Annotated in this window: 26 protein-coding genes; 17 read left to right on the top strand and 9 right to left on the bottom strand. The window is 42.4% G+C overall.

Features of this window, described 5'->3' with window-relative positions; translation table 11 throughout:
- Positions 1 to 13 precede the first annotated feature (13 nt).
- From NYR17_RS06850 to lipA, 6 genes are all read left to right on the top strand, one after another.
- Entirely contained in the window at positions 14 to 1,126 is a 1,113-nt protein-coding gene (locus NYR17_RS06850; protein WP_302504979.1) for a 5-(carboxyamino)imidazole ribonucleotide synthase, read from the top strand.
- 26 nt (positions 1,127 to 1,152) lie between these two features.
- A complete protein-coding gene (gene purE / locus NYR17_RS06855) occupies positions 1,153 to 1,653 on the top strand; it encodes a 5-(carboxyamino)imidazole ribonucleotide mutase (RefSeq protein ID WP_302504980.1) in 501 nt (166 codons plus the stop codon).
- Between the two features lie 120 nt (positions 1,654 to 1,773).
- Complete coding sequence (gene tyrS, locus NYR17_RS06860) at positions 1,774 to 3,066, top strand: tyrosine--tRNA ligase (protein WP_302504981.1); 1,293 nt, start codon at positions 1,774 to 1,776, stop codon at positions 3,064 to 3,066.
- Complete coding sequence (locus NYR17_RS06865) at positions 3,066 to 3,704, top strand: alpha/beta hydrolase (RefSeq protein ID WP_302504982.1); 639 nt, start codon at positions 3,066 to 3,068, stop codon at positions 3,702 to 3,704. The genes tyrS and NYR17_RS06865 overlap by 1 nt, the downstream gene beginning before the upstream one ends.
- Positions 3,705 to 3,742: 38 nt before the next feature.
- Positions 3,743 to 4,291, top strand: coding sequence for an RNA polymerase sigma factor (locus tag NYR17_RS06870; protein ID WP_302504983.1), 549 nt, complete (start codon positions 3,743 to 3,745; stop codon positions 4,289 to 4,291).
- Positions 4,292 to 4,330: 39 nt separating this feature from the next.
- Entirely contained in the window at positions 4,331 to 5,188 is an 858-nt protein-coding gene (gene lipA / locus NYR17_RS06875) for a lipoyl synthase (RefSeq protein WP_438826613.1), read from the top strand.
- A gap of 23 nt (positions 5,189 to 5,211) precedes the next feature.
- On the opposite strand, the gene NYR17_RS06880 is transcribed toward lipA, so the two are convergent.
- The 4 genes from NYR17_RS06880 to NYR17_RS06895 are packed head-to-tail and all read right to left on the bottom strand — an operon-like array spanning position 5,212 to position 9,045.
- Positions 5,212 to 6,219 (bottom strand): NAD-dependent epimerase/dehydratase family protein, encoded by a 1,008-nt coding sequence (locus NYR17_RS06880; protein WP_302504984.1) that lies wholly within the window; start codon positions 6,217 to 6,219, stop codon positions 5,212 to 5,214.
- A gap of 6 nt (positions 6,220 to 6,225) precedes the next feature.
- Positions 6,226 to 7,023, bottom strand: a complete 798-nt coding sequence (locus NYR17_RS06885; protein ID WP_302504985.1) for an alpha/beta fold hydrolase — start codon at positions 7,021 to 7,023, stop codon at positions 6,226 to 6,228.
- Positions 7,017 to 7,736 (bottom strand): pyridoxine 5'-phosphate synthase, encoded by a 720-nt coding sequence (locus NYR17_RS06890; protein WP_302504986.1) that lies wholly within the window; start codon positions 7,734 to 7,736, stop codon positions 7,017 to 7,019. Before NYR17_RS06890 ends, NYR17_RS06885 begins: the two co-directional genes overlap by 7 nt.
- A 58-nt stretch (positions 7,737 to 7,794) precedes the next feature.
- On the bottom strand, positions 7,795 to 9,045 hold the full coding sequence (locus NYR17_RS06895; RefSeq protein WP_302504987.1) for a mechanosensitive ion channel family protein: 1,251 nt from the start codon (positions 9,043 to 9,045) through the stop codon (positions 7,795 to 7,797).
- 129 nt (positions 9,046 to 9,174) lie between these two features.
- Between NYR17_RS06895 and NYR17_RS06900 the strand changes: the two genes are divergently transcribed.
- The 6 genes from NYR17_RS06900 (at position 9,175) to NYR17_RS06925 (ending at position 16,529) form a co-directional block, all read left to right on the top strand.
- Positions 9,175 to 9,696 (top strand): TrmH family RNA methyltransferase, encoded by a 522-nt coding sequence (locus tag NYR17_RS06900; RefSeq protein WP_302504988.1) that lies wholly within the window; start codon positions 9,175 to 9,177, stop codon positions 9,694 to 9,696.
- A 12-nt stretch (positions 9,697 to 9,708) separates the two neighbouring features.
- Complete coding sequence (locus NYR17_RS06905) at positions 9,709 to 10,350, top strand: uracil-DNA glycosylase (RefSeq protein ID WP_302504989.1); 642 nt, start codon at positions 9,709 to 9,711, stop codon at positions 10,348 to 10,350.
- A 61-nt stretch (positions 10,351 to 10,411) separates the two neighbouring features.
- The gene (locus tag NYR17_RS06910) at positions 10,412 to 12,544 is read left to right on the top strand and encodes a S9 family peptidase (RefSeq protein WP_302504990.1); all 2,133 of its coding nucleotides are present in this window, start codon (positions 10,412 to 10,414) and stop codon (positions 12,542 to 12,544) included.
- A gap of 765 nt (positions 12,545 to 13,309) precedes the next feature.
- Entirely contained in the window at positions 13,310 to 14,194 is an 885-nt protein-coding gene (locus NYR17_RS06915) for a decaprenyl-phosphate phosphoribosyltransferase (RefSeq protein ID WP_302504991.1), read from the top strand.
- A gap of 36 nt (positions 14,195 to 14,230) precedes the next feature.
- On the top strand, positions 14,231 to 15,553 hold the full coding sequence (locus NYR17_RS06920) for an FAD-binding oxidoreductase (RefSeq protein ID WP_302504992.1): 1,323 nt from the start codon (positions 14,231 to 14,233) through the stop codon (positions 15,551 to 15,553).
- A gap of 10 nt (positions 15,554 to 15,563) precedes the next feature.
- The gene (locus NYR17_RS06925; protein ID WP_302504993.1) at positions 15,564 to 16,529 is read left to right on the top strand and encodes a GSCFA domain-containing protein; all 966 of its coding nucleotides are present in this window, start codon (positions 15,564 to 15,566) and stop codon (positions 16,527 to 16,529) included.
- Between the two features lie 83 nt (positions 16,530 to 16,612).
- Here NYR17_RS06925 and NYR17_RS06930 read toward each other — a convergent pair whose 3' ends face one another.
- Both NYR17_RS06930 and NYR17_RS06935 read right to left on the bottom strand, forming a co-directional pair.
- A complete protein-coding gene (locus tag NYR17_RS06930) occupies positions 16,613 to 17,242 on the bottom strand; it encodes an HmuY family protein (RefSeq protein WP_302504994.1) in 630 nt (209 codons plus the stop codon).
- Between the two features lie 30 nt (positions 17,243 to 17,272).
- Positions 17,273 to 19,330, bottom strand: a complete 2,058-nt coding sequence (locus tag NYR17_RS06935) for a TonB-dependent receptor plug domain-containing protein (protein ID WP_302504995.1) — start codon at positions 19,328 to 19,330, stop codon at positions 17,273 to 17,275.
- 201 nt (positions 19,331 to 19,531) lie between these two features.
- On the opposite strand from NYR17_RS06935, the gene NYR17_RS06940 reads away from it, so the two are divergent.
- A complete protein-coding gene (locus tag NYR17_RS06940) occupies positions 19,532 to 20,443 on the top strand; it encodes a DUF6607 family protein (protein ID WP_302504996.1) in 912 nt (303 codons plus the stop codon).
- A gap of 165 nt (positions 20,444 to 20,608) precedes the next feature.
- Here the strand turns inward: NYR17_RS06940 and NYR17_RS06945 are convergent, their stop codons facing one another.
- The gene (locus tag NYR17_RS06945) at positions 20,609 to 21,631 is read right to left on the bottom strand and encodes a 3-oxoacyl-ACP synthase III family protein (protein ID WP_302504997.1); all 1,023 of its coding nucleotides are present in this window, start codon (positions 21,629 to 21,631) and stop codon (positions 20,609 to 20,611) included.
- A gap of 111 nt (positions 21,632 to 21,742) precedes the next feature.
- Here NYR17_RS06945 and NYR17_RS06950 point away from each other — a divergent pair, with 111 nt between their 5' ends.
- On the top strand, positions 21,743 to 22,651 hold the full coding sequence (locus NYR17_RS06950; protein WP_302504998.1) for a CorA family divalent cation transporter: 909 nt from the start codon (positions 21,743 to 21,745) through the stop codon (positions 22,649 to 22,651).
- A gap of 8 nt (positions 22,652 to 22,659) precedes the next feature.
- On the opposite strand, the gene NYR17_RS06955 is transcribed toward NYR17_RS06950, so the two are convergent.
- A complete protein-coding gene (locus NYR17_RS06955) occupies positions 22,660 to 23,211 on the bottom strand; it encodes a thioredoxin family protein (protein ID WP_302504999.1) in 552 nt (183 codons plus the stop codon).
- Positions 23,212 to 23,308: 97 nt separating this feature from the next.
- Between NYR17_RS06955 and NYR17_RS06960 the strand changes: the two genes are divergently transcribed.
- Entirely contained in the window at positions 23,309 to 24,184 is an 876-nt protein-coding gene (locus NYR17_RS06960; RefSeq protein ID WP_302507033.1) for a lysophospholipid acyltransferase family protein, read from the top strand.
- 30 nt (positions 24,185 to 24,214) lie between these two features.
- On the top strand, positions 24,215 to 25,174 hold the full coding sequence (locus NYR17_RS06965; protein WP_302505000.1) for a glycosyltransferase family 2 protein: 960 nt from the start codon (positions 24,215 to 24,217) through the stop codon (positions 25,172 to 25,174).
- A gap of 85 nt (positions 25,175 to 25,259) precedes the next feature.
- On the opposite strand, the gene NYR17_RS06970 is transcribed toward NYR17_RS06965, so the two are convergent.
- A complete protein-coding gene (locus NYR17_RS06970; RefSeq protein WP_302505001.1) occupies positions 25,260 to 25,601 on the bottom strand; it encodes a phage holin family protein in 342 nt (113 codons plus the stop codon).
- A 216-nt stretch (positions 25,602 to 25,817) separates the two neighbouring features.
- Here NYR17_RS06970 and NYR17_RS06975 point away from each other — a divergent pair, with 216 nt between their 5' ends.
- Positions 25,818 to 25,985 carry a hypothetical protein gene (locus NYR17_RS06975; protein WP_302505002.1) on the top strand — a complete coding sequence of 56 codons (168 nt, stop codon included), beginning with the start codon at positions 25,818 to 25,820 and terminating at the stop codon, positions 25,983 to 25,985.
- Positions 25,986 to 25,999: the final 14 nt, after the last annotated feature.

Genomic DNA, 25,999 nt, shown 5'->3' on the forward strand with positions numbered 1-25,999 from the left:
TTAAAATATAAAAATGAAAATAGGAATTTTAGGCGGCGGTCAGTTGGGCAGAATGCTCATCCAAGAAGCCTTAAAATACGACGACCAATTCTATACCTTAGACCCCAGTGCCAACTGTCCTTGCGCACACATTTCGCATTTTACGCAAGGTGATTTCAATGATTATCAGACTGTTATTGATTTCGGCAAGGACAAAGATCTGGTGAGCATAGAGATAGAGCACATCAACGCTGATGCTTTGGAAACCTTAGAGCAACAAGGCGTTAAGGTGGTGCCTTCGGCTAAAATCATTAAAATTATCCAACAGAAAATCAAGCAAAAACAATTTTACCAAGAACATCAAATTCCAACACCTGATTTTCAAATCATTAACAACGCTTCCGAAGCAAATTTCCCACTTCCTTTCGTTCAAAAAATGAATACGGGCGGCTATGATGGCAAGGGCGTTCAAGTCATCAGAACAGAAGCCGATTTGAAGAAATTATGGGATGTGCCCTCCGTATTAGAAAGCTTGGTGGATATTGAAAAGGAACTCTCCATCATCATCGCTAAAAATGAAAATGGCGAGGTTAAAACTTTCCCCGTTACCGAAATGGTGGCAGATCCACGGCTCAACCTTTTGGACTTTAACATCTGTCCAGCGCAGATTTCGCCAGAGGTACAGCAACAAATTGACCGCATTGCTGCACAGTTCATCGCAGCGGCAGATTCTGCGGGGCTCTTCGCTATAGAATTATTTCTGGACAAAGCGGGCAAAGTTTGGGTGAATGAAACGGCACCACGCCTCCACAACAGCGGACACCAAAGCCAAGAAGGCAATGCCAATTCTCAGTTTGAGCAATTTTATCGCGTGTTGAAAAATTTACCTTTAGCCAATGTAGATGCTTGTGGCTATTCAGGAATGCTCAATTTGGTGGGCGAAGCTGGTGCCAGTGGCAGAGTGGTTTATAACGGTATAGAGCGCGTTTTAGCCCTGCCGAATGCCTACATCCACCTTTATGGTAAAACCGAAACAAAACCTGGGCGAAAGATGGGGCACATCAATGTGGTTGCCGAGAGTAGAGAGGAACTCCTTAACCTGTTGTCGGAAATTAAACCGCTTATTAAAGTAGAAGCACAACCTTAATATTTAAATCAAAAAAGACCATAATTATGATAGGAATTATCATGGGTAGCCAGAGCGACCTGCCTATAATGCAACAAGCCGCCGATTTTTTAGACCAACTCAATATCCCTTATGAACTGACCATTATCTCTGCACACAGAACGCCAGAGCGAATGTTTCAGTATGCGCAAACGGCGAAATCAAGAGGGTTAAAAGCCATCATTGCGGGGGCTGGCGGTGCGGCGCATCTCCCTGGTATGGTTGCCAGTTGTACCACACTTCCCGTTATTGGCGTGCCTATATTAAGTAGCAACTCTATTGACGGCTGGGATTCTGTGCTGTCTATATTGCAGATGCCTTCGGGGATTCCTGTGGCTACGGTGGCGCTCAATGGTGCAACGAATGCGGGCATCTTGGCGGCTAAAATTTTAGGTGCTAATGATGAAGCCATCGCTCAGAAATTGGAAACTTATCAAAACCAACTCAAAAACAAAGTCTTAGACAGCGTAGAAGAGGTTAAAAGCAGATTTCCTAATCAGTTTGATTAAACCCAATATTTAAAACATCAAATTCTATCAGCCTACAAAGTTAGTGGCAGAAAGGCTTATGCATTATCCAAGCCTTAATATTGATGAAAAAACCTTAACTTTGCCCTAAAATAAATAAGAATGAATAGTTTTATAGAAGAACTAAAATGGCGTGGGCTCATCCACGATTCTATGCCTGGCACAGAAGATTTACTCAATAAAGAAATGGTTAAAGCCTATATTGGTTTTGACCCAACTGCAGATTCTCTACATATTGGCAGCCTTATTCCCATCATTGTTTTAGCTCATTTTCAAAAACATGGGCACAAACCTTATGCTTTGGTCGGTGGCGCTACAGGGATGATTGGCGATCCTTCTGGAAAATCTGCCGAGAGAAACCTCTTAGACGAAGATACCCTAAACCACTATATTGCCTGCATTAAAAATCAACTTTCTCAGTTTTTAGATTTTGATACCGACAGCCCTAACAAAGCGGAAATGGTCAATAATTACGATTGGATGAAACCGATTTCTTTCTTGGAATTTGCCAGAGATATTGGCAAGCACATCACCGTAAATTATATGATGGCTAAAGATTCCGTGAAAAAGCGTTTTTCAGGCGAAGCTGGCGTGGAAGGCATGAGCTTCACGGAATTTACATATCAACTTTTACAAGGTTATGACTTCCTCCACCTCTACCAAAACGAAGGCGTAAAACTCCAAATGGGCGGCTCTGACCAATGGGGCAACATTACCACTGGAACGGAACTCATCAGAAGAAAAGCCCAAGGCGAAGCGTTTGCGCTCACCGTACCACTCATTACCAAAGCCGATGGTTCTAAATTTGGGAAATCTGAAGCTGGGGAAAATATTTGGTTAGATGCCAAGAAAACATCGCCTTATAAATTCTATCAATTCTGGCTGAATGCCACCGATGAAGATGCGGCGCGCTTTATCAAATTCTACACCTTCCTCTCTCAAGAAGAAATAGAACAATGCATTGCTGAACACCAACAAGCACCGCACGAAAGGAAATTGCAGAAAAAATTAGCCCAAGAAGTGACCACCTTAGTTCACGGTGCGGAGGAATACAAAAAAGCCCTAAAAGCATCAGAAATTTTATTCGGGCGCTCTACGGCGGAAGATCTAATCTCCTTAGACAAAGCGACTTTTTTAGCCGTTTTTGAAGGCGTGCCACAGCAAGAAATGGATGAAAATACACTCATCGGAATGAACATCACCGATTTGTTGGCAGATTCTGGCTTCCTAAAATCCAAAGGCGAAGCCAAGCGAGAGCTTAAAGGCAACGCCATCTCTGTGAACAAAACCAAAGTTAATGAGAGTTTTGAAGTATCCACAGAAGATTTGATTGATGGCAGTTTCCTATTGTTACAAAAAGGGAAGAAACATTATTTCATCATAAAAGCAATTTAATGAGCTTACACTACCTCATCAGAGAGCCCCAAAATCTATCGCCAAAAACCCCATTATTGGTGCTATTACACGGCTATGGCAGCAACGAGGAAGATTTATTTTCCTTTGTGCCTAACCTACCTAAGCATTGGCTTATCGTGAGTTTTCGTGCGCCTAAAAGTACCCTTTATGGCGGTTATTCTTGGTTTGATATCAACCTCAATAACCCTGAAAATTTTATTGACATTGCCCAAGCCAAAGAAGCCGTTAATCTGGTTTCCACCGAAATAGAACAACTTAAAAACCGATATGGATTAACAAGCAGAACGCACCTCTGTGGCTTTAGCCAAGGCGGTATGCTCAGCTATGCTCTGGCGCTCAACCGCCCACAGTGGTATCAAAAAGTAGCCTGCCTGAGCACCTATCCAGAGGAACAGCTCATCAAAGAGCGACCGTTTAAAAAGGAAATGGAAGCGCTTAGATTTTTCATTTCTCACGGCACAGATGATGCCATCATCCCAATAGAATGGGGACAAAAGGCGGCAGATTTACTCTATGATTTAGGCGGTTATTTCACTTTTAGGGAGTATATGAGCGGGCATAGCGTTAATCAGAAAAATTATATAGACCTTATGGCATTTATGGCGGAAGAATCATAAAAAATTCTTCTGTATATTTGTAAAATATTTGGACGACAGTGACAGAAGAAGAACACCTTTTACAGCTGATAGAAAAAGCGAAGCAAAAAGACCAAAAATCTCAAACCAAGCTTATCAATTTATTCTGGGTAAGCGTGTTTTCTTTTGTGATGAAAAAGGTAAAAAACGAGACCGAGGCTGATGAAATTACCGTTAATGTATTCTCAAAAGTCTTAGCCAAGTTGGAGCTCTACGACCCCAATTTTCAATTCAAAACTTGGGTGCTCACCATTGCCCAAAACACCATAATAGACCATTGGCGAAAAAAAAATAAAGATACAGAAACCACCACAGAATATCTGAGCGATCCTAAAAATGAATGGGTAAAATCTCCCGAAGAACTCCTCATTTCTGATGAAGAAGAAAAGGAAATCATTAAAATTATAGAGAGCTTAGATATTCATTATCAAGATATTATAAGATTAAGATTTTTTGAAGAAAAAAGCATTAAAGAAATTGCAGAACAACTCAGCCTCTCTATCTCTAACACTAAGGTAAGGATTATGAGAGCCAAAAAACTACTGGCAGAGTTGCTTAAAAAAGATTAAAAATATCAACACAGACTTGTTATAATAACAAATAAAATGATGGAAACCAACACCGTAACACAAAAACCAAAGTGGATCAGGGTAAAACTACCCACTGGAAAAAATTATAGAGAACTCCGCTCTTTGGTAGATAAATATAAACTGAACACCATTTGCCAAAGCGGCTCCTGCCCTAATATGGGCGAATGCTGGGGCGAAGGCACTGCCACATTTATGATTTTGGGCAACATCTGCACCCGCAGCTGTGGCTTCTGTGGCGTAAAAACAGGTAAACCGCTGGATGTCAACTGGGACGAGCCCGAAAAAGTGGCGCGCTCCATCAAGTTGATGAAAATCAAACACGCCGTGCTCACCTCCGTAGACAGAGACGATTTAAAAGATATGGGCTCCATCCTTTGGGCAGAAACCGTAAATGCCGTTCGGAGAATATCCCCAGGCACCACTATGGAAACTTTAATCCCAGATTTTCAAGGTATTACCAAACATCTTGATCGAATGATTGAAGTTGCCCCAGAGGTCATTTCCCACAATATGGAAACCGTAAAACGCCTCACCAGAGAAGTCCGCATCCAAGCCAAATATGAACGCAGCCTTGAGGTTCTTAAATACCTAAAATCTGCAGGGCAACGCCGCACCAAAACAGGCATTATGCTCGGCTTAGGCGAGGAAAAAGAGGAGGTTTTCCAAACCATAGAAGACATCAGAAACGCCGATGTAGATGTGATTACCTTAGGGCAATACCTACAACCGACCAAAAAGCACTTACCCGTGAAAAAATTCATCACGCCAGAAGAGTTTGATGAATACGGTGCTTTTGCTAAGAGTTTAGGCTTCAGGCATGTGGAAAGTTCGCCTTTGGTCAGAAGTTCCTACCACGCCGAAAAGCACATTCACTAAAAAATATTGAAATAGTAGAAACCTTACGCTTCTTGATCTTTCTTCCAATTTTTAAGGTGAAAATCAAGGCTTTCCGCCACAGGGATAAAAGTATAGTTTAAGGTTTCTACTATTTTTTTGTTACTTATTGGAGTACAAGTCATTACCGCCATTCTATTCGCTTTATTCAACCATCGGAGTACAGGGAAAAGCCACCCGAACAGCGTATGGATCACGCCGCCCAAATGGAGCCAAAAAGGCGCTATTGCCTTCACTGGTTTTAGCCCTAAACTTTGCCGCACTTGGTTGGCTATTTCTAAATAAGTTTTATTTTCGGAAATGATGATATACCTTTCATTAACTTGTTGATTTTCCATAAGTTGTACCGCAATATTGGCGACATCCCTCACATCTACATAGCCAGTGCATCCACTAAAACTCAACGGCATTTTTTTCAAACTTCCAAACAAAGCGCCACTACTCTGTTGCCAATGCCCAGAACCGATGATCACCCCAGGGTTGAGCACCACCACCGGCAGATCTTCCGCCGAGGCGCGCCAAACTTCCATCTCCGCAAAATGCTTAGACACCGCATAGGCAGAATGGGGTTGTTTCGGGTTAAAAGCAGAATCTTCATCAATCATTCCCTCTGGATTCACTTGGTCTAAAACCGCAATAGAACTCACAAATAGGAATTTCTGCACCTGCATTTCCGCCGCTATATAAAGCCAATTTTTAGTGCCTTCTATATTGGTATGGTACATCGTGTGCTTATCCTTAGGATTAAAACTGACCTCGGCAGCACAATGATAAACCTGAGAAACGCCAACCAATGCACACCTTAAACTATCCAAATCATCAAAATCTACCGCTACCCATTCAATTTGATGATAAAGCCGCTCGGCATCCTCCGTATAATAACGGAACACCTCTTGCACCGCTGTGGTCTTGCTCCGCGCGCGATAAGTTGCCCTCACCGAGTAGCCTTTTTCCAATAATTTTAAGAGAATAGTGCTACCTAAAATCCCTGTGCCGCCTGTTACCAATACCATAAAAAATCAGTTTTGAAGTAAAAAATCTTTAACCGTTGCGCTAAAATCTTGAGGATTTTCGGCTTGCACCCAGTGTCCTGCACGGGCTATCGGCACTATTTTAGAATGCGGGAACTGTTGCTTAATCAAAAACTCATCTTGAGGCAAAATATAATTGGACTTCTCCCCTGCAATGAACAGCGTTTCCCCTTGAAATACACCAAACTGAATGGCTTTACTCACAAAATCGCTGTATTTTTCGGCTAAAGTATCCAAATTAAAGCGCCAATTGAGCTGTTTTTGCTCTATCCAATAGAGGTTTTTGGCTAAAAACTGCACCACGGATTTCTCGGGAATATATTGGTTGAGCGCCTCTTCTACTTCGGCTCTGGATTTAACTAAGCTGAAATCCACACTTTTTAAAGCCTTGATAATCCCTTGATGGTGCGGCGGATAGGACTTCGGCGAAATATCCACCACGATGAGTTTTTCCACCAACTCGGGGTATTTTATGGCACACTGCATCACAGCTTTGCCACCAAGGGAATGTCCCAACAGATGGGCTTTTTCGATATGGTGTGCTGCCATATATCGGCGGATGTCATCGGCTAAATCATCGTGCGACATAGATTCGGAGTGGAAACTCTTGCCGTGGTTTCTCAAATCGATAAGGTGGGTGGGCATCAGGGTGCCAAATTCTTTACCGAAACTGCCCCAATTGTCCAGCATTCCAAACAAACCATGAAAAACCAAGAGTGGCGTTTGGGGTAAATCTTGTCCATAAATTTTGGAATGGAGAATGGGGGTTTTTTGTTCTTCTACCATTGGGCTAATCTTTTGAGGTACGCTTGTATTGTGTTTTCTAAACCGAGATATAACGCCTCCGAAATGAGCGCATGACCTATGGAAACCTCCTGTAAATGAGGTATTTGATCTGCAAAATAACGGAGATTTTCTAAACTTAAATCGTGCCCAGCATTGATGCCTAAGCCGTACTTTAACGCTTCTTGAGCCGTGTCTACATAAGGTTTTATGGCGGCGGCTCTATCCTCGGTGTAGCCTTTGGCATAAGCCTCGGTGTAGAGTTCTATGCGGTCGGTACCCGTTTGGGCAGCGTATTTCACCATTTCTGGATTAGGATCTAAAAATATGGAAGTTCTGATGCCTGCGGCTTTAAATTCTGTAATGGTTTCTTTTAAAAAATCCAAATGCGTTTTGCAATCCCAGCCAGCATTAGAGGTGATGGCATCATCAGCATCTGGCACCAAAGTCACTTGCTCAGGCTTTACCTCCAGCACCATTTCTATAAATGGGCGGTGTGGGTTGCCCTCAATATTAAACTCCGTGGTCACCAGCGGTTTTAGATCATAGACATCTTGTCTGGTAATATGGCGCTCATCTGGGCGTGGATGAATGGTAATTCCCTGTGCTCCAAACTTTTGCGTATCTATTGCCACTTGCGTTACGCTGGGTACATCGCCGCCTCGTGCATTTCTTAAGGTGGCTATTTTATTGATATTTACACTTAATTTTGTCATCGTTATGCTTTTATTTTAGCGTTTTTTAGGCTTTAAACACCTTTATGAATGGTCAAATTTACAACTTTATGCTCACTTGCATCACTTCTAAATCAAATTTCTGTGCTGCCACAAGCAAATGGTCAAAAATATCGGCTTGTATTTCCTCATAAGTTTCCCATTTAGAATCGTTGGTAAAACAGTAAATTTCTAACGGCAAACCTTGGGGCGAACTCTCCAACTGCCGCACCATAATCGGACTTTCTTGGTCTATATTGGGGTGGTGTTTTAGATAATTGAAAGTATAAATTCTAAAAGTACCGATGTTGGTCAGCTGACGTTTATTCAAATCATTGGTTTCCAAATTTTGGGGCTCTATCTGGCTTTCTTTGGTTTTAATATAATCTTTGAGAAGATTCACTTCGGAGAGCTTTTTGATTTCTTGATCATTTAAGAATTTAAAGGATTTAATGTTGAAGTAAATCACCCGCTTGATCCTTCTGGTATTGGTTTCGGACATCCGTTGGAGGTTTTTAATCTCGGTGGAGAGGAGGTCATAAGTCGGGATGGTGGAGATGGTTTTATCAAAGTTTAAAATCTTGGTGGTCAATAGGTTAATATCTTCTATCGTCCCTTCTATATTGTACTTAGGAATACCGATCCAGTCGCCCACTTTAAGGTTTTTAGAGGTGGACACATGGATGCCCGTTACAAAACCGAGAATGGTATCTCTAAACACCAAGAGAATCACCGCCGTCATTGCCCCTACACTCCCTAAAATGGTACCTGCCTTAATGTGGAAAATCACCGAAATACCAATAAATGTGAAGATGATATAGCCCACAATCTTCAGGGATTGTGTAACGGCACGGATGCCTGTAATGCGGTAGAAATCGCCTTTGAGCACATAGTAACGCTCCGCCGCCTTCAGCAAGCGCACATAGAGCATCGCAAAGACCACCACAAACATCAGCGAGAAAATGGTTTCCAAAAAACTATGGCTCTTCGGGTGGCGGTAGAAGATGGAATAAATCATCTCTTGCACCAGCCCCACAGCAAAAAAATTAGCCACAGAATTAGAAACATTGCTTTCATATAAAGCCTTGATGATCGGCTTCTGCGAGTGTCTTTTTAGTAAGGCGAATACTATTTTGAACCCTACTTTTAGCACCAAATCTACCGCCAATAATATCAGTAGGATCAGAGCTAATTTGAATACAATCTGTGTGGTGAGGATCCATTCATCTGGGAACTGGCCTTTAATCCAAAAGTGCAGCTGGTCGCTGATTTTCTGGAAAAAATCTTTGGTATCTTTAAAATCATCATTCATAGGGCAAAAATACTAAAATCTAACTGTATTTTTTGTATGTGGGGAAGGAATTTGACCTCATATTTTTTCATCTCAAAACTTCATTTTCGCCCTCATCCCCCGCTGCTGTATATCAATTTTTCCTTATCTTTGCTCAAAAGACCTATGATGCAGTTGGAGCATTCTGAGATAGAAAATTCAAAACACAACCTTGAAATCAGCTTGGTGCTGGAGCATCTGCAATCGCCGCAGAATATAGGGCTTATCATCCGTACTGCCGAGGCTATGGGCGTACAAAAAATCTTCGTTTTATCCGAGAAATACCAACAACTAAACCCCAAAATAAAAGCCATCACACGCGCTACAGAGGATTATATAGAGGTTATTTTCGTGCAAGATTGGTCGGAAATTTTGGCGCGCCTCACTCCTGAAAAGGTTCACTTCTATGCCTTAGAAAAAACCAGCCACAGCGTGGATTATAGAAGTGTTTCATATAAATTTCCGTGTGTGCTCATCTGTGGCAACGAGCGCTATGGCGTTTCTGAAGAGGCATTAAAACTGAGCGAAAAGCACCTGCATCTCCCTATGTATGGACGCAACACTTCTATGAATGTCGCTATGGCTACGGGCATTGCCTTGGCTCAAATGGTCGCCTCACCCTCTACCCTTTAAAAACTATAAAAGATGAATTGGACAGATATTTTAGCCCCTATTAAACATTCCACTTATTTCAAAGAACTATGGCAAAAGGTGAAACACGCCTATGCCACCAGCCTATGTTTCCCGCCGAAGCATCAAATTTTTAGAGCGCTGGAGCTCACCCCTTTTGAGGAAGTTAAGGTGGTTATATTAGGGCAAGACCCTTACCATAACGATTTCCAAGCCAATGGGCTTTGCTTTTCTGTGTCCGACCAAGTGCCCGCACCGCCTTCGTTGAGGAATATTTTTAAAGAGCTCCACGATGATTTAGGCATCAGAAAAACCTCTAACGAGCTGGAGGCTTGGGCTAAACAAGGCGTGTTATTGCTCAACGCCACACTTACCGTAAAAGCCCACCAAGCCAACTCCCACAAAGACCTCGGTTGGGAAACCTTTACCGATTTCATCATTAAAGAAATAGCCGACCAAAAGGAAAATGTGGTCTTTGTGCTATGGGGATCTTTTGCGCAAAAGAAAGCCACACTTATCAATCCGCAGAAGCACCTCATCATCCAATCGGCGCACCCTTCGCCACTCTCGGCACACCGTGGCTTTTTGGGCAGTCGCCCTTTTTCTAAAATCAACCAATATTTAGAAGCTACCCACCAAAAACCAATAGAATGGTAGGGAAAAGCTTTGATTTTCCAATAAAAATCCTATTTTTGAAACCTATATAAAATCAGAAACAATGAAAAACATCTTAATAGTAGCCGTGGGCACTACCCTACTTTCTGGAGGACTGCAAGCCCAGCAGATAAGTTTAGAGAAAATTTATTCTGGACAATACCGTGCCAAGGGCATTTCGGGGATTTCGCCGCTCAAGAGCAATGAGTATTATGCCGTGATAGAGCCCGAAGGTATCGCTAAATACGCCTACAAAAATTTAGAAAAAGTAGACTACCTCATCCAGGGGCATTTTGAAGACTACACCCTCTCTGATGATGGCTCTAAAATCTTGCTACAGCTGGACAGCAGCCCCATTTATAGACACTCTTTCCTCGGCGTTTTCCAAGTGAAAGATTTGACCACTGGCGCTACCACAAGCATTTTTAATGGGCAGCCAGTGCAAGAGCCCCTCTTCTCTCCTGATGGCACCAAAGTCGCCTTTATCTCGGAAAATAATTTGTATTACCAAGACTTAGCCTCTGGAAAAATAACGACCGTTACCCAAGATGGCGCCCAAAATAAAATCCTCAATGGTTTGGCAGATTGGGTTTATGAGGAAGAATTTGGACACGCCCGACAGTACGAATGGAGCTACAAGAGCGATGCCCTCATCTTCGTTAAATCCAATGAAACCGAAGTACCAGAGATGAATATGCCCATTTACGGCAAAACCCTCTACCCTCAAGATTTCAAATTTAAATACCCTAAGGCTGGGGAGCCCAACTCTGTGGTGAGTTTATGGATTTACCACCTCCCAACAGCGCAAACCGCAGCGGTAGACCTCGCCGCTTTTCAGAATGATTATATTCCCAAAATATTTAAAGCCCACCGAGATGGAGAAATATTAGTCGCAACCGCTAACCGCCACCAGAATCAGGTGGATCTACTCGCCATCAATACCACCACCCACCAAGCTCAAAAGCGCTTCACCGAGAAAGACCCTGCGTGGATAGAAACCGACCAACTGACCTTAGAGTTTTTGCCTGACCAGAGCTTTCTATGGGCTTCGGAGCGAGATGGACACCGCCATCTGTATTGGTACGATGCCTCGGGGAAGTTAAAAAAACAAGTGACCAAAGGCAATTGGGAAATTACCGACTACTACGGCTACCACCCAGAAACGCAGGAAGTTTTGGTGCAGACCACGCAAAAAGGCAGCATCAATCGGGTGATTTCTAAAATCAATATTAAAACAGGACAATCCACTTTGATCTCTGCCCCCGAAGGGCATAACGCGGCGACCTTTAGTCCAGATTTTAAGTATTTCATCAATACCACCTCTACCGCTAAAATGCCGTACCGCTATATTTTAAAATCTGGCGATGGCACCACCATCAAAGAAATACAAAATAATGATGCCCTCCTCACGAAGCTAAAAACCGACCAGTGGGTGGCTAAGGAATTCTTTACTATCCCCAATACCCACGGCGATGAGATGAATGCTTGGATCATGAAGCCTAAAGATTTTGACCCTAAAAAATCCTACCCACTCCTGATGTTCCAATATTCAGGACCTGGCTCTCAGCAAGTGAGCAACGCTTGGGATGGCGGCAATGGACTCTGGTTTAATGTCTTGGTGCAACAGGGGTATATTGTGGCTTGCGTAGATGGCAGAGGCACGGGCTACAAAGGTACCGCTTACAAAAAAGCTACCTATCTGAACTTAGGTAAATACGAGATAGAAGACCAAATAACCGCTGCCCGTTGGCTGGGGCAACAGCCTTATATTGATGCCAGTAGAATTGGGATTTTCGGCTGGAGTTTTGGCGGTTATATGGCGAGTTTAGCCATGACCAAAGGTGCTGATGTTTTCAAAATGGGCATTGCCGTAGCCCCTGTTACCAACTGGCGTTTTTATGACAGCATCTACACCGAGCGCTTCCTAAGAACGCCGCAGGAAAACCCTAAGGGATACGATGACAACTCACCAACGGAATTTGCCCACTTACTCAAAGGCAACTTCCTCCTCATCCACGGTACCGCTGATGATAATGTGCACTACCAGAACTCGGCGGTCTTTGCGGAAGCCCTTATCCAACAGAATAAATCGTTTGAATTTATGACTTATCCTGATAAAAACCACGGCATCTATGGTGGCAAAACACGCCCACAGCTTTACCAAAAGATGACCCAGTTTATCCTCAACAATTTATAATTCCAAAGGTTGGTAACCAACCAAAAGCCCAAAGCCCCACCGTTCGCAGTGGGGCTTTATTTCATTAAATGAAGAAAGTCAGCCCTGCCCACTCCCTTGATATCAGTGTTCCTTATACTTTGGTCATACCTTTGATCCCTTTGGAAGGGGGTAACGACCATTAAAGAAGGGATATACGACCCCTTCGGAAGGGGGCAACGACCATTAAAGAAGGGGTATCCGACCCCTTCAGAAGGGGGGTAACGACCATTAAAGAAGGGGTATCCGACCCCTTCAGAAGGGGGTAACGACCATTAAAGAAGGGGTATCTGACCCCTTCAGAAGGGGGCAACGACCATTAAAGAAGGGATATACAACCCCTTCGGAAGGGGGTAATGACCATTAAAGAAGGGATACACGACCCCTTCGGAAGGGGGTAACGACCATTAAAGAAGGGGTATCTGACCCCTTCAGAAGGGGGCAACGACCATTAAAGAAGGGGTATCCGACCCCTTCAGAAGGGGGTAACAACCATTAAAGAAGGGATATACGACCCCTTCGGAAGGGGGCAACGACCATTAAAGAAGGGGTATCCGACCCCTTCAGAAGGGGGTAACGACCTCTAAAAAAGGGATACACGACCCCTTCGGAAGGAAGTGAAGATCATAAACGCAAAACTGTTCGGCACCACAGTTCGAGATAAAACGAACCTCATCACAATTAAACCCGCTGTTATCGTGTGTATTTTTATTTTTATGCTTATTTTTGTGGCTTCAAATTCAGCGTATGAAGAACTATCTAAAACTGATGCGAGTAGAACAATGGGTAAAAAATCTATTCGTTTTTGTGCCGCTATTTTTCTCTGGTCAAATTCTTAACCTACACTTATTTTCTCTTAGTTGCGTAGCGTTTATCATCTTCTCCCTTACCGCCAGTAGCATCTACATCATCAATGATTATATGGACATCGCTTCCGATAGGAAACATCCTGAAAAGAAACACCGTCCGCTTGCCAGTGGTGCCATTTCTAAAACCTCGGCAAAGGTATTGTTAGGGGTTCTGATGCTCTGCGTTTTGGTAGGAATAAGCTCTGGATTTTATGCTCAAATTGGCACGATGTTTCAGTTTGCCACCATTATTTTAACTTATTTCGTGATGAACCTCGCTTATACTTTTAAGTTGAAACACATCGCGATTATTGATATTACCATTATTGCCATCGGTTTTGTACTCAGGGTCTTGGCTGGGGGCTATATTACGGGGCTTATCATTACCCAATGGGCAATTCTCCTGACCTTTGTTTTAGCCTTAGTATTGGCGATAGGCAAGCGCCGTGGGGAGCTCATCAATGCCCAACTGACAGGCAAAACACGGAAAGCGCTGGATGGCTACAACATTCAGTTTGCGGATATTACCCTCTCGCTCAGTTGTACCCTCGCTATTGTTTGTTATCTTATGTTTACCCTCTCCCCAGAGGTGCAGGAGCGGTTCCACCCCAGAGTGTTCTATACGGTTATTTTCGTGATGTTCGCTTTCCTGAGGTATCTGCAACAGACTTTGGTGTATAACAAAACGGAATCTCCAACTAAAATTGTGTACAAAGACCGCTATATCCAAGTGACCTTGGTGCTGTGGCTGGTAGCTTTTCTCTACCAAATCTACGCGAAATAAAGCGATGTACCCAAAACAAAATCATCTAAAAAGACAATGAAAAAAAATTATATTCAAAAGGTTTCTAACTGGGGTAACTACCCTGTAGTGGAGAAAGAAATGGTGGCTGAAGACCAGCTGCACCGCATCCAAGACTATGTTCTGAGCAAGCCAGAACTCATTGCCAGAGGTAATGGCAGATGCTATGGTGATGCCTCGCTTGGGGAGGCTATTTTCTCTACCAAAAGGCTGAATAAGTTCATTGAGTTTGACCGCCTGAACGGCATTATAGAATGTGAATCTGGGGTCTTGCTCTCGGAGATTTTAGAAGTGATTGTGCCACAGGGCTATTTTCTCTATGTAACGCCAGGCACCAAGTTGGTGAGTGTGGGCGGTGCTATAGCCTCTGATGTCCACGGCAAAAACCACCACGCCGAGGGCTGCTTCTCTGAATATGTTACCGAATTTAAGCTCCTCAACCATAATGCCCAAGTCCTTACCTGCTCTCGTACGGAGAATGCAGATTTGTTCTGGGCGACCATTGGAGGTATGGGGCTCACGGGGATTATCCTCTCCGCCAGATTTAAGCTTAAAACTATTGATAGCGCCTACATCCGCCAAGAGAGCATCAAAGCTGAAAATTTAGATGAGATCTTTCAACTCTTTGAGGAGAGCGAAGATTGGACTTACACCGTGGCGTGGATAGACTGCCTACAAAAAGGGAAAAACATCGGGCGCTCTATTTTAATGCGTGGCGAGCATGCACTGAAAATGGAACTCCCTGAAAAGAAAGCTCAAACCCCACTAAAACTAAAACCCAAACTAAGCCCTACGGTACCGTTTTACTTCCCTAATTTTGTGCTCAACCAGTGGAGCGTTAAGGTTTTTAATTGGCTCTATTATAGAAAACAATCTAAAAAAATGGTGAAGAACTTTGTGGATTATGAAACCTTTTTCTATCCCTTAGATGCCATTAAAGATTGGAATAAAATCTACGGCAAAAGTGGGTTTATTCAATACCAAATGGTGATCCCCAAAGCCCAAGGCAAGGCAGGAATGTCCAAGATTTTAGAAACCATAGCGCATAGTGGCAATGGCTCTTTTTTAGCCGTGCTCAAGCTCTTTGGCAAGAACAATCCTGAGGCTTATAACTCCTTTCCTATTGAGGGCTATACGCTGGCATTAGACTTTAAAGTGAATAAAAAACTGAAGAAATTGGTGGCTGATTTAGACCAGATTGTTAAAGAATTTGGCGGCCGTATCTACCTCACCAAAGACAGTATGAGTAGCCCAGAGCTGACCAATTATTTAAAAAATGTGGAGAGTTATAAATATGTATCCCTCCAAAGAAAGAGAATCACAGGGCGAAGCATAGGATAACAGCATCAAGATGAAACTCAGAACGGAAGTGAACATCGTGGCGACCACGGCACAGCGCATTAAGGTAGAGCATCAAGTGTTTTCTATCGGCTCTTGTTTTGCTTCCGAGATGAGCCAACGGCTTTCTGATGGGCAATTGCGGACTTTGCACAACCCCTTCGGCACTATTTTTAATCCGTATTCTATCCACCAAGCGATGCAACGGATTACCGCCAACCACCACTACACCGCCTCTGATTTGATTTTTGAAAATGGGCGCTACCTCTCGTTAGACCATCACACCAGTTTTGACCACCAAGATGAAACTTTGGTTTTAGAGAACATCAACCAGAATATCCAGTCGGCACATCATTTTCTTAAAGAGGCACAGTGGGTCATCATCACTTATGGCACCAGTTTTATTTATGAATACCTCCCCACGCGCCAGCCTGTAGCCAACTGTCATAAAATCCCCCAACAACGGTTTTCTAAACGCCTCCTCTCCGATGCAGAAATCCAAAACGCTATGGCAGAAACCATCGCTTGTATCCAAAACATTGCGCCAGAGGATGTTCAGATTTTATTCAGTATTTCGCCAGTGCGACACACCAAAGAAGGCATGATAGAAAACCAATGGAGCAAAGCGAAACTCATCAACCAACTCCACCAAGTGATTGCCGAGCTGCCCCACGCCCACTACCTCCCCATTTATGAAATTATGGTAGATGATCTAAGGGATTACCGTTTCTACAAGGCGGATATGATCCACCCCACGCCACAAGCTGTGGATTATATCTTTGAGCAATTTATGGCGGCTTATGCAGCACCAGAAACCCGCGATTTCATCAAAGAGAATTTTAAAATTTTGAATGGACTACAGCACCGCCCTCTTCTGCAAGATGAGGCTTACACTCGGTTTTTAGACCAACTAAAACAAAAAATGGCTCAACAGCAAGCCAAAGTCTCTTTTCCTATTTTTAAAGAAGAAAGGAAGTAACCCCTTTGAATTTCATCATCAAAATAAAAAACCACCTCAGCCCAATGCCGAAGCGGTTTTTCTCTTATGATAACACATTAACTTTATTTACTAAAAACCTTGCTGCCGTTGGTTTGGTAGGCATAGGTAAAGGTATAGTAGCCTAAATCTTTAGGGTTGGTTGGTTGCTCTGGTGCATCTTTATAATAGCTGGCAATTTTCAATTTTGCATACTTACCCTCTGCCGTTTTAATAACGATGGTTTTCGCTTTGATAGGCGTAATGGTATGGGTAGAAAAATCATAATTGTACCAACCTTTGCCAGACCCTGTAGGGATAGCGAGAACATAATTGCCATTTACCAACTCGTCTATCTTCATTTGAGCATCTTCTGGCGCTTCTTTTACTTCCTCATAGGCTTTTTCAATAAGCGCTGCAGCACCTTTGGCATCTTTATTTCTGGTATAACTATTCACGATAATGGTAGTGCCGTTAAAACCGATATCCCATTTGGCAGTGGCAAGTTCTTTATCATCTACTTGTTTGTTCTCTTTCAGGCTGTAGAGCGTAAAGTTTTTGGCATCGCCATCGCTATAAGCACTGTGGACTTTAAGGTTTTTCACTTCTTTGACTTGTACCGTAGCCGCTGGATTTTCTACAATAGGCTCGTCTCTGTCGCTTGAGCATGAATACAGCACCATAGCTGCACATACGCCGAATAGGATTTTTTTCATTGCTAATCTTTTTTAATTGTTAATATTCTCTTATAAATCTATTTTGAAATTAAGCCACCACAACCTGCCATAGAACTCGGGGTTGTAATAGGCATCTCGATAATTGAGCACATTATCTACGCCCACCTGCACGGTGTATCGGCGTTGCCAAGTTTTCCCCACCGAGGTATTCATCAGAACATACCCTGGCGCCGTTTCCTTTTTATTATTGATGATGCCATTGCCATCTAAATCCGCAAAGCCATAACGCCCTCGGTAGATGGTGCGGACATTTGCCAGCCAGCCATTTTGGTCTTGATAGAAAATTTTAGCATTAAAGGTATGTTTGCTACGACCTATAATTCCAAAATAATGGTGAGGCTTGAGCTTGATGAGCACGCCAGCATCATTCTCGCCGCTACTGATGGTGCCATTTTTAATTTTTTCTAATACCGTTTCATCTTTGGCTTCAAGGTATTGGTAACCGCCTGAAAAGTTAAGGTAAGGCGCTATTTGCCAACTTAGTTCCGCCTCTATACCTTGGGTAAACACGCGGTCAAGGTTACGATAAGAGAACACATTTTGACCATTGGTTTTTCTGGCAATTGCCGCGGTATTGATTAAATTTTTAATCTGATTTCTAAAAATATTGAGGTTGATTTTCAAGTTTTTTATCGGTTTAACATCACCACCGAAATTCCACGCCCAAGAGCTCTCCGCCTTTAAATCTGCAATGTGCTCTGGAGAAATCAGCACTTGACTAATCAGCCCTTGTTGCTGCATTTTTGCCATCATCGTTTGCACCTCTTGTGTTCCCAACACCGAATATCCCACCAAACTATTGGTAAAATTAAGGTACAGTTGGCGGAAATCTGGTGCCTTAAAACCTCTGCCCACCGATGTCCTTAGCGTGATGGTTTTGGAGAATTTAAAATCGGTGGAGAGTTTAGGGTTAAACTGCGAACCAAAAATGCTATTGCTATCCCAGCGGAACCCTGCCAAAACAGTCCAACGCTCCATTGGTTTGATAGAAGCCTGAGCCAATGCATAATATTGCGTAGCGTGTTTGGTATCATCATACCTTGTTGCCGCGATGTCTTGCCAGATTACCCCTGCGCCAAAAGTGGTTTGCAGTTGAGGCATCCATTTCAGTTCGGTAAAATTTTCGGCTTTGTGGTAATGCTCACGGTAGAAAGTATCATCAAAAAGGCTTTGGTCGGACAAAAACCGAAGTTCACTATTATTCTGAAACCCTGTGTGGTAGAGTCTTAGCACAGAGGTTACCTTCTCCGATGGCTGCCAAGTGAGCGTGGGTGCGATATTATAATCCACCGTGTTAGAGGTGCCCGTTATTTTTTCGCCCTGATAGCGAGATTTTGTATCTATTTTCTCATTGTACCAACGCCCATAGACTTGCATTTTCCACTTGGGGTTAAAGGTATAAGTCCATTTGGTGGCATAGGTATAAGTTTCAAAGGGATTCACGGTTTTGGCATATTCATCATCTTGAAAACCATAGCCTTCCGATGAATATCTATTGGCAGAAAACTCGGCGGAAAGGCGGTTTTTCACCCAACTCAGGTTGCCGCTGATGTCCAGCGTGGTATTGGTTTCGCCTTTAATACTCAAACTTCCCTGCGTGGTTTTAGGCTCTTGGGTAATAATGTTGATCACGCCAGCCAAAGCATCAGAGCCATACAGCGAGGAACTCGGACCTTTAATCACCTCAATGCGTTGGATGTCATTCACGGTAATTCGGGATAGGTCTAAAGTCCCTGCCATTCTGCCCAAAAGCGGCATTCCGTTCACTAAAATTAGGGCATACTCGGCGCCCATCCCTTGGATTTGAACGCCTGTGCCGTGATTATGCGTAATCACCAAGCCTGTTTGCTCCAAAAGCACTTGGCTCAGCCGCCTGCTCCCTGATTGTTGGATTTGTTTTTTGTCGATAATCCGAATCGGAATGGGCACTTCGGAAGCCTTTTGCTCAAAGGTATTGCCCGAGATCACAACAGGCTCTATCTCTTTAATCGTATCTTTTTTAAACTGCCCCCAAACCAAAGAGGGCAACAAAAATACAACGGCTATGGTAGCATTAGGCTTCTTCATAATCTTGCATTTACAACATCTCGGATTGATAGTTTTATAAGCTGATCCGCTCATTTTCTTTCTCTTATCTTCATCATTAAGAATAAGAACGAGGCAAAAGTAAATTATTATTTTTAAACATTCTAAATAAGTTTTAATGATATTTGTCAGTTTTTATTTAGAATAATTTTAATTAAGTTTGCAACGAAAAATTATCAAACTATGTTTAATACTATTTTAGCTCAAAAGAAATTAGCGCTGGGGCTATTCCTCGCTTGCGGTTTATCCTACGCTCAAAAACAAGAAGATGTGAACGCCATCAAGGCGATGACGGGGTGCTACAAGGTATCCTTCAACTTTGCAGAAACTTTCTCCCCTAACAAAGACTACGAAAAAACGGACAGCTATCACTCTCGTGCGTTAGAATGGATTACCGTTGCGGATGAAAAACCTGGCAAAGTTGTGCTACAGCACATTCTTGTCGTTAATCCAGAGGGCGAAGGTAAAGATGCCATAGTCAAACACTGGCGACAAGATTGGCTCTATCAAAACACTGATTTTTATACCTTTGACAAAGAAAACCATTGGAAATTCCAATCTTTACCTGCAGATGCCGTAAAGGGACAATGGACGCAAGTGGTTTATCAAGTTGATGATGCGCCACGCTATTCGGCTTCTGGAACTTGGATACACGCCGATGGCAAAAACTACTGGGAAGCCAATGCTGATGCGCCACTACCCCGCCGAGAGTACACCACAAGGAAAGATTATAATGTACTGAACCGTACCAACAGACAAGAAATTATGCCTTGGGGCTGGCTTCATTTTCAAGACAATACTAAAATTTTAAGAGAAGACGGCAAGCCTGATACCATCATCGCGGAAGAAATTGGAAAGGAAAAATACACCAAAGTAGATGATGCCCGCTGCCTGCCTGCACAAAAATTCTGGAAGGAATATGCTCCACTGTGGGCTGCCGTACGCCAAGCGTGGCAAACCAGATTAGACCAGAAAAAAGACCTCTACACACAGCCTAAAACTAAAGATGTGCACCTCTACGGTCCTCTGATGAAATTAGAGCCCAACCAAACCAAAGAAGCTCAAGATTTAGTGAACCGCTATATTCTAAAATAATTTTAGCGTGTGGTGTTGGCTTGATGCACCGCAACAATAGAAGCCTCAGCGTACGCTGAGGCTTCGTCAATTATTGTCGTTCTATCATAACTTAAAATTGAAAAATCTATAGGAATAATATATTTTCAATTTGTCCTTAAAATAGAGTTGATAAAATTCCTATTCCTAATACTCAAACAACACGCTTCCCCAAGTGAAGCCGCTGCCAAAGGCAGATAAACAGACCAAATCGCCGCGTTTTACCTTGCCTTCTTCTATGGCTTCGCAGAGGGCAATTGGAATAGATGCCGCCGTGGTGTTGCCATATTTTTGGATATTGATGAAGACTTTGTCCTCTGGTAGTTTGAGCAATTGCTGTACATATTGCGCAATCCTGATGTTGGCTTGGTGCGGAATCAGCATATCTAAATCTTCTATGGTTTTGCCCGCTTTATTTAAAGCCTCCAAAATACTTTCTGGAAAGCGCGTAACGGCGTGTTTGAAGACAAAATTACCATTCATATAAGGGTAAAGTTCTTTCTTGGTAATGGCTTCTGGCTCTGTGAGAAGTCTATCGCTCCAGCCGTATTTCGTTCCTGGGAATTTCACGGCTAATTCTTCGGCGTATTTCCCTTCGGAGTGCATATTTACGGCTAAAATATTACCTGCGTTTTCATCTTCGGTAGCGGATAAGACCATTGCCCCTGCACCATCACCAAAGATTACAGAAACATTACGCCCTTCATCTGAAAAATCCAATCCAAAAGAATGAATTTCGGCGCCTACCACAAGGATGTTTTTGTAAACACCCGCTTTAATAAAGGCATCTGCCACGCTCATAGCATACACAAAGCCCGAACATTGGTTGCGGACATCTAAGGCGCCAACGGTATCGCAACCTAACATCTCTTGCAATATCACCCCACAACCAGGGAAAAAATAATCTGGCGACAGCGTGGCAAAGATGATGTAATCTATATCTTTAGCGGTAAGTTGCGCTTTGTCAAGGGCTTTTGTAGCAGCTTGGTAGCCTAAATATGCCGTGGTTTCTTCGGCGTCTATTTTATTTTTGCGGTGGCGTCTTTCCTTAATTCCTGTGCGTTCGGTAATCCATTCATCACTGGTGTTCATCCGCTGGGATAAATCATCATTGGTTACCACATGGTCTGGGACATAGTAGCCCATTCCTTTGATTATCGTTTTTGGCATATCAAAAAAATTAGGCTGCAAAAATAAGACTTTCCTTATTTATCTCCCAAAATAAAACGCCAATCTGATGAATAGGTGTTTTAGAAATGATATTTTTTCTATTTTTGCAAGATGGCAAGAGCACTTATTTTCAGCAACCCTTTTTGTGAATGGATTGATGTAAAATCCCCTGATAGAGAGGATTTGGAATATTTACACCAAACTTATAAAATCAATAAGCTCCACTTAGAAGATGCCATAGACCCCAGCCATCTCCCTAAATTTGAACAAGTAGACGGGGTTAAATTCTTCCTCACTCGGGAGAATATAGAGTTGCAACGGAAAAATCTTAACGGCGTGAACGATATCAGCACCAAACTCGGGATTTTCATCGTGGGAACAACGCTCATCACCATCCACAGAGCGGATAATAATAGTACGAAAGAGCTCATCAACCGCATTAAAGATCATCTTTATCAGTTTCAAAACACCACGGCAGACCAGCTCGCTTTGATCCTTGGGCTAAAGGTGATGAAATCTTTTGATGATGAGAGTAAACGGCTGGTAGAAATTGTGGATAAGATAGAAAACGAGATTTTTTTACAGAATAATCCCAACTATAACCCGATTAAAAAGCTCTACAAAATCAAGCGCAAGGCAGGACTCAACACGCGCGTGCTCAGTATGTCTTCAGATTGGATCAATGCCTTTAAATACCTCAACCTCAAAGATATAGAGATTGCAGATTTAATTGACAAACAGAAAGATGTGATGGCAGATTTTGACCACCTCAACTCGCAGATTACCAACCTGATCTCTATGTATATTGCACTTTCTGACCAAAAAGCCAACCAAGTGATGAAACTCTTAGCCATTTACTCGGTGTATTTTCTCCCTATTACCTTTATTGCAGGGCTTTATGGGATGAATTTTGAGTTTATGCCAGAGCTCCACCATCCGTTGGGGTACTTTATCACACTTGCGGTGATGGCAGCCATTGTCCTCGCGACCTTTATCTTTTTTAGAAAGAAAAAATTCTAATTGTTGCCTTATTTTTTAGGCTTCCATTGGTTGAAAAATGTCTTAACTTTCTCCACGCCATAACCTTTGCCATCTTCTAAAACAGCACTGTCTTGAATGTGGAGCATTTTGCCATTTTCATCTAAAACGATGAAAACAGGATAGCCATATTTAGCCCCTGGGTTGTCAAAACGAGCAAAAATGGCTTCGTTCTTATTTTCTTTGGAATAGTTGAGGTGATAGTACAAGTAGTTTTCATCTACAATAGACTGAAGTTCTGGTGTTTTCTTCACAAAATCATTGAACCTTAAACACCAAATGCACCAGTTGCCGCCCGCTTGTATCATAATATTTTTATGCTCCTTTTGGGCTTGTTTTACCAATTCTTGAAGCTTCGCCTCTGCATCTTCCTCAGGGTGGTAAGGCTTTTCTAAGCGCGCTCTTTCCTCTGCGGCTTTTTGTTTTTTCAGCGCTATAGAATCTTGCGTGGTGGCAGGTGCCGTTTCTGTTTTACTTTGGCAAGAATAAAGTGCCAAGTTAGCGAATAATAAACCGCCTAATATCAAAATGGATTTTTTCATTGTCTTGAAATTTTTAAGATTAGAGCCCAAAGATAATTAAATTTTAGAGATGTTAAATAGTTTACAATTTGTAAATTTGCTGCCGAAAAATTATTTTATTTTGAATCGTATTTTATTTTCTATTCTCATTTTAATATCAAAACTGCCACTGCGGGTGCTCTATCTCTTTGCTGATGTCATTTTTGTGTTGCTTTATTTTATTTTAGGCTATAGAAAAAAAGTGGTTTTAGAAAATCTCAGTAATGCCTTCCCAGAGCGGTCATCAGCGGAAATCAACGCTATTGCAAAACAATTTTATCGTGATTTTTCGGACTATCTTGTGGAAACGCTGAAGGCTTTTACCATTTCGGAAACGGAACTTCGCGTTCGGGTGCAGCACCTTAACCAACATTGGTTCCACCAAGCCAAACAAGAGGGCAAAAATGTCATTCTCCTCTCTGGGCATGTGTTCAATTGGGAATGGTTTAACGCTTTGGCAACGGTAGTTCCTCAGCAACATTCCTACCCTGTTTATCGTAAAATTCAAAATCAATTTTGGGAAGAAAAAATTAAGTTGGTGCGTGGGCGCTTTGGGAATACACCGCTGGAGGCAGGACAGGTGATCCGTCAAATGCTCAAAACGCCGAACGATGGCAATTCTATCTATATGTTTGTGGCTGACCAGTCACCGCATATTTCGGAAATCCACTATGGGCTTAAATTTCTCAACCAAGATACACCTACCTTTATCGGCTACGACAAGCTCTCCACCAAAATGGATCTCATCTTTATTTATTGCGAAATGAAGAAAGTTAAAAGAGGCTACTACCAAGTGAATTACCACAGAATTTACCCTAAAAATGGAGAGAAATTTGAAACTTACGAAGTGGTTAATCGCTTTCATCAATTGTTAGAAAACACCATCCGAAAGCACCCTGACAACTGGTTGTGGAGCCATAGACGCTGGAAATATCAACACGCTTTAAAAAAATAAAACCTCATAAAACCCTAAAATCTGCATCCTATGAACCTCGCTATCGCTATTCTCAATTGGAACGGCAAACATTGGCTCAAGCGGTTTCTTCCGAATGTCATCAAACACTCTCCAAATGCCGAAATTTATGTGATAGACAACGCCTCTACCGATGATTCCATTGCGTTTTTGACCACAAATTTCCCCGAAGTTCGCATCATCAGGAATGAAACCAACCAAGGCTTTGCAGGAGGCTATAACGAGGGCTTAAAGCACATCTCTGCCGAACTCTATTGCTTGCTGAACTCTGATGTAGAGGTAACCGAAGGCTGGCTTTCCCCTGTCCTTCGCCTCTTTAATCGTGATGAAACCATTGCGGCAGTGCAACCTAAAATCCGAGATTTTAACCAAGAAGGCTATTTTGAATTTGCAGGGGCAGCGGGCGGACTTATCGATAATTTAGGCTATCCATACTGCCGAGGTCGGATTTTTGAACAATTGGAAAAAGACCACGGACAATATGATGATGAGCAAGAAATATCCTGGTCTTCAGGCTGTTGCCTCTTCATCAGACGGGAAGATTTTTGGCGTTGTGGCGGTTTTGATGAGCGCTTTTTTGCCCATCAGGAAGAGATAGACCTTTGCTGGCGACTGAGGAACCAAGGACGAAAAATTTATTACACTGGGTTTTCTACCGTTTACCATGTGGGAGGCGGTACTTTAAATAAACAAAATCCGCAAAAAACTTACCTCAATATTAGAAATAATCTCTCAATGTTGCTCAAAAACTTACCTAAACATCTGTTATGGCTTATCTTTTTTAGGCTTTGTTTAGATGGCATTGCTGGGATTTATTTTGGTTTAAAAAATGGTTTACCCCATCTGTGGGCGGTGGTTAGGGCGCATTTTGCATTCTATGCCCAAGCCCCCGAAACTTGGCGCCGCCGCGCTCCACATCAAAAACGAAATTACTACCAAACCAAATGGTTGGTTTTTAAACATTTTTTATAAGGAGAGGAAAAGCCAACCTATACATTCAACAAAAAAACCGCCTTTGATTAGGCGGTTTATTTTTTTAGTGGTTTTCTTTAAAAATTTAGTCTCTGAGGAGAAGGCTATTGAGCAAGGAGGTTACAAAAGACAGCAAAATGCTAAAGCCTAATGCCCACCAGAAACTATCAATGCTCATTCCATCAACAAAATAGTCTACCATAAGGATAACGCCAGCGTTGATCACCAAAGAGAATAGCCCCAGCGTGAGGATAGTCAGCGGTAAGCCGATCATCTCTAATAGGGGCTTCACAAAAATGTTGAAAATCCCTAATACCAAAGCAAACAAGATAGCAGTACCAAAATCATCAATGTGAACGCCGCTCATTACTTTTTGCAACAAAAAGGCAGATACTGCCGTAACTAAAAGTCTAATAATCAAATTCATTTCTTTATTTTTTGTGAAGCAAAGGTAATAAAAAAACATTAACCTCATCTTCTTTTGTCTGTTTTAAACCTCATTTAAAACGATTTTAAATTTCTCCCTCATCACACTTTTTTACCCTTTGGACTGGCTTAATCACAGATGAGGATCAGCGCTCGCCCCCTCCCCTTTCCGCACGGCATAAAAAAGCTATGCCTATTAAATAAAAAGGCTATGCCTATGGAACAGAAATCCGATGCTTATAAAAAAAATTTCTATGCTTATAGAAAAAAATCCGATAAGCATAGAAATTTTTTTTATCACTATAAGATGGAGAATGGCGCTGCATTGAGGAATGCACCCTCTCGGTGGGCGGTTCTCACGAAGAGCACATTCAACCGATATTAAGCCGCGCTATTTCC

Origin of the sequence: Riemerella columbina (assembly GCF_030517065.1) — a bacterium.
GTDB classification, from domain to species: Bacteria; Bacteroidota; Bacteroidia; order Flavobacteriales; family Weeksellaceae; genus Riemerella; species Riemerella columbina_A.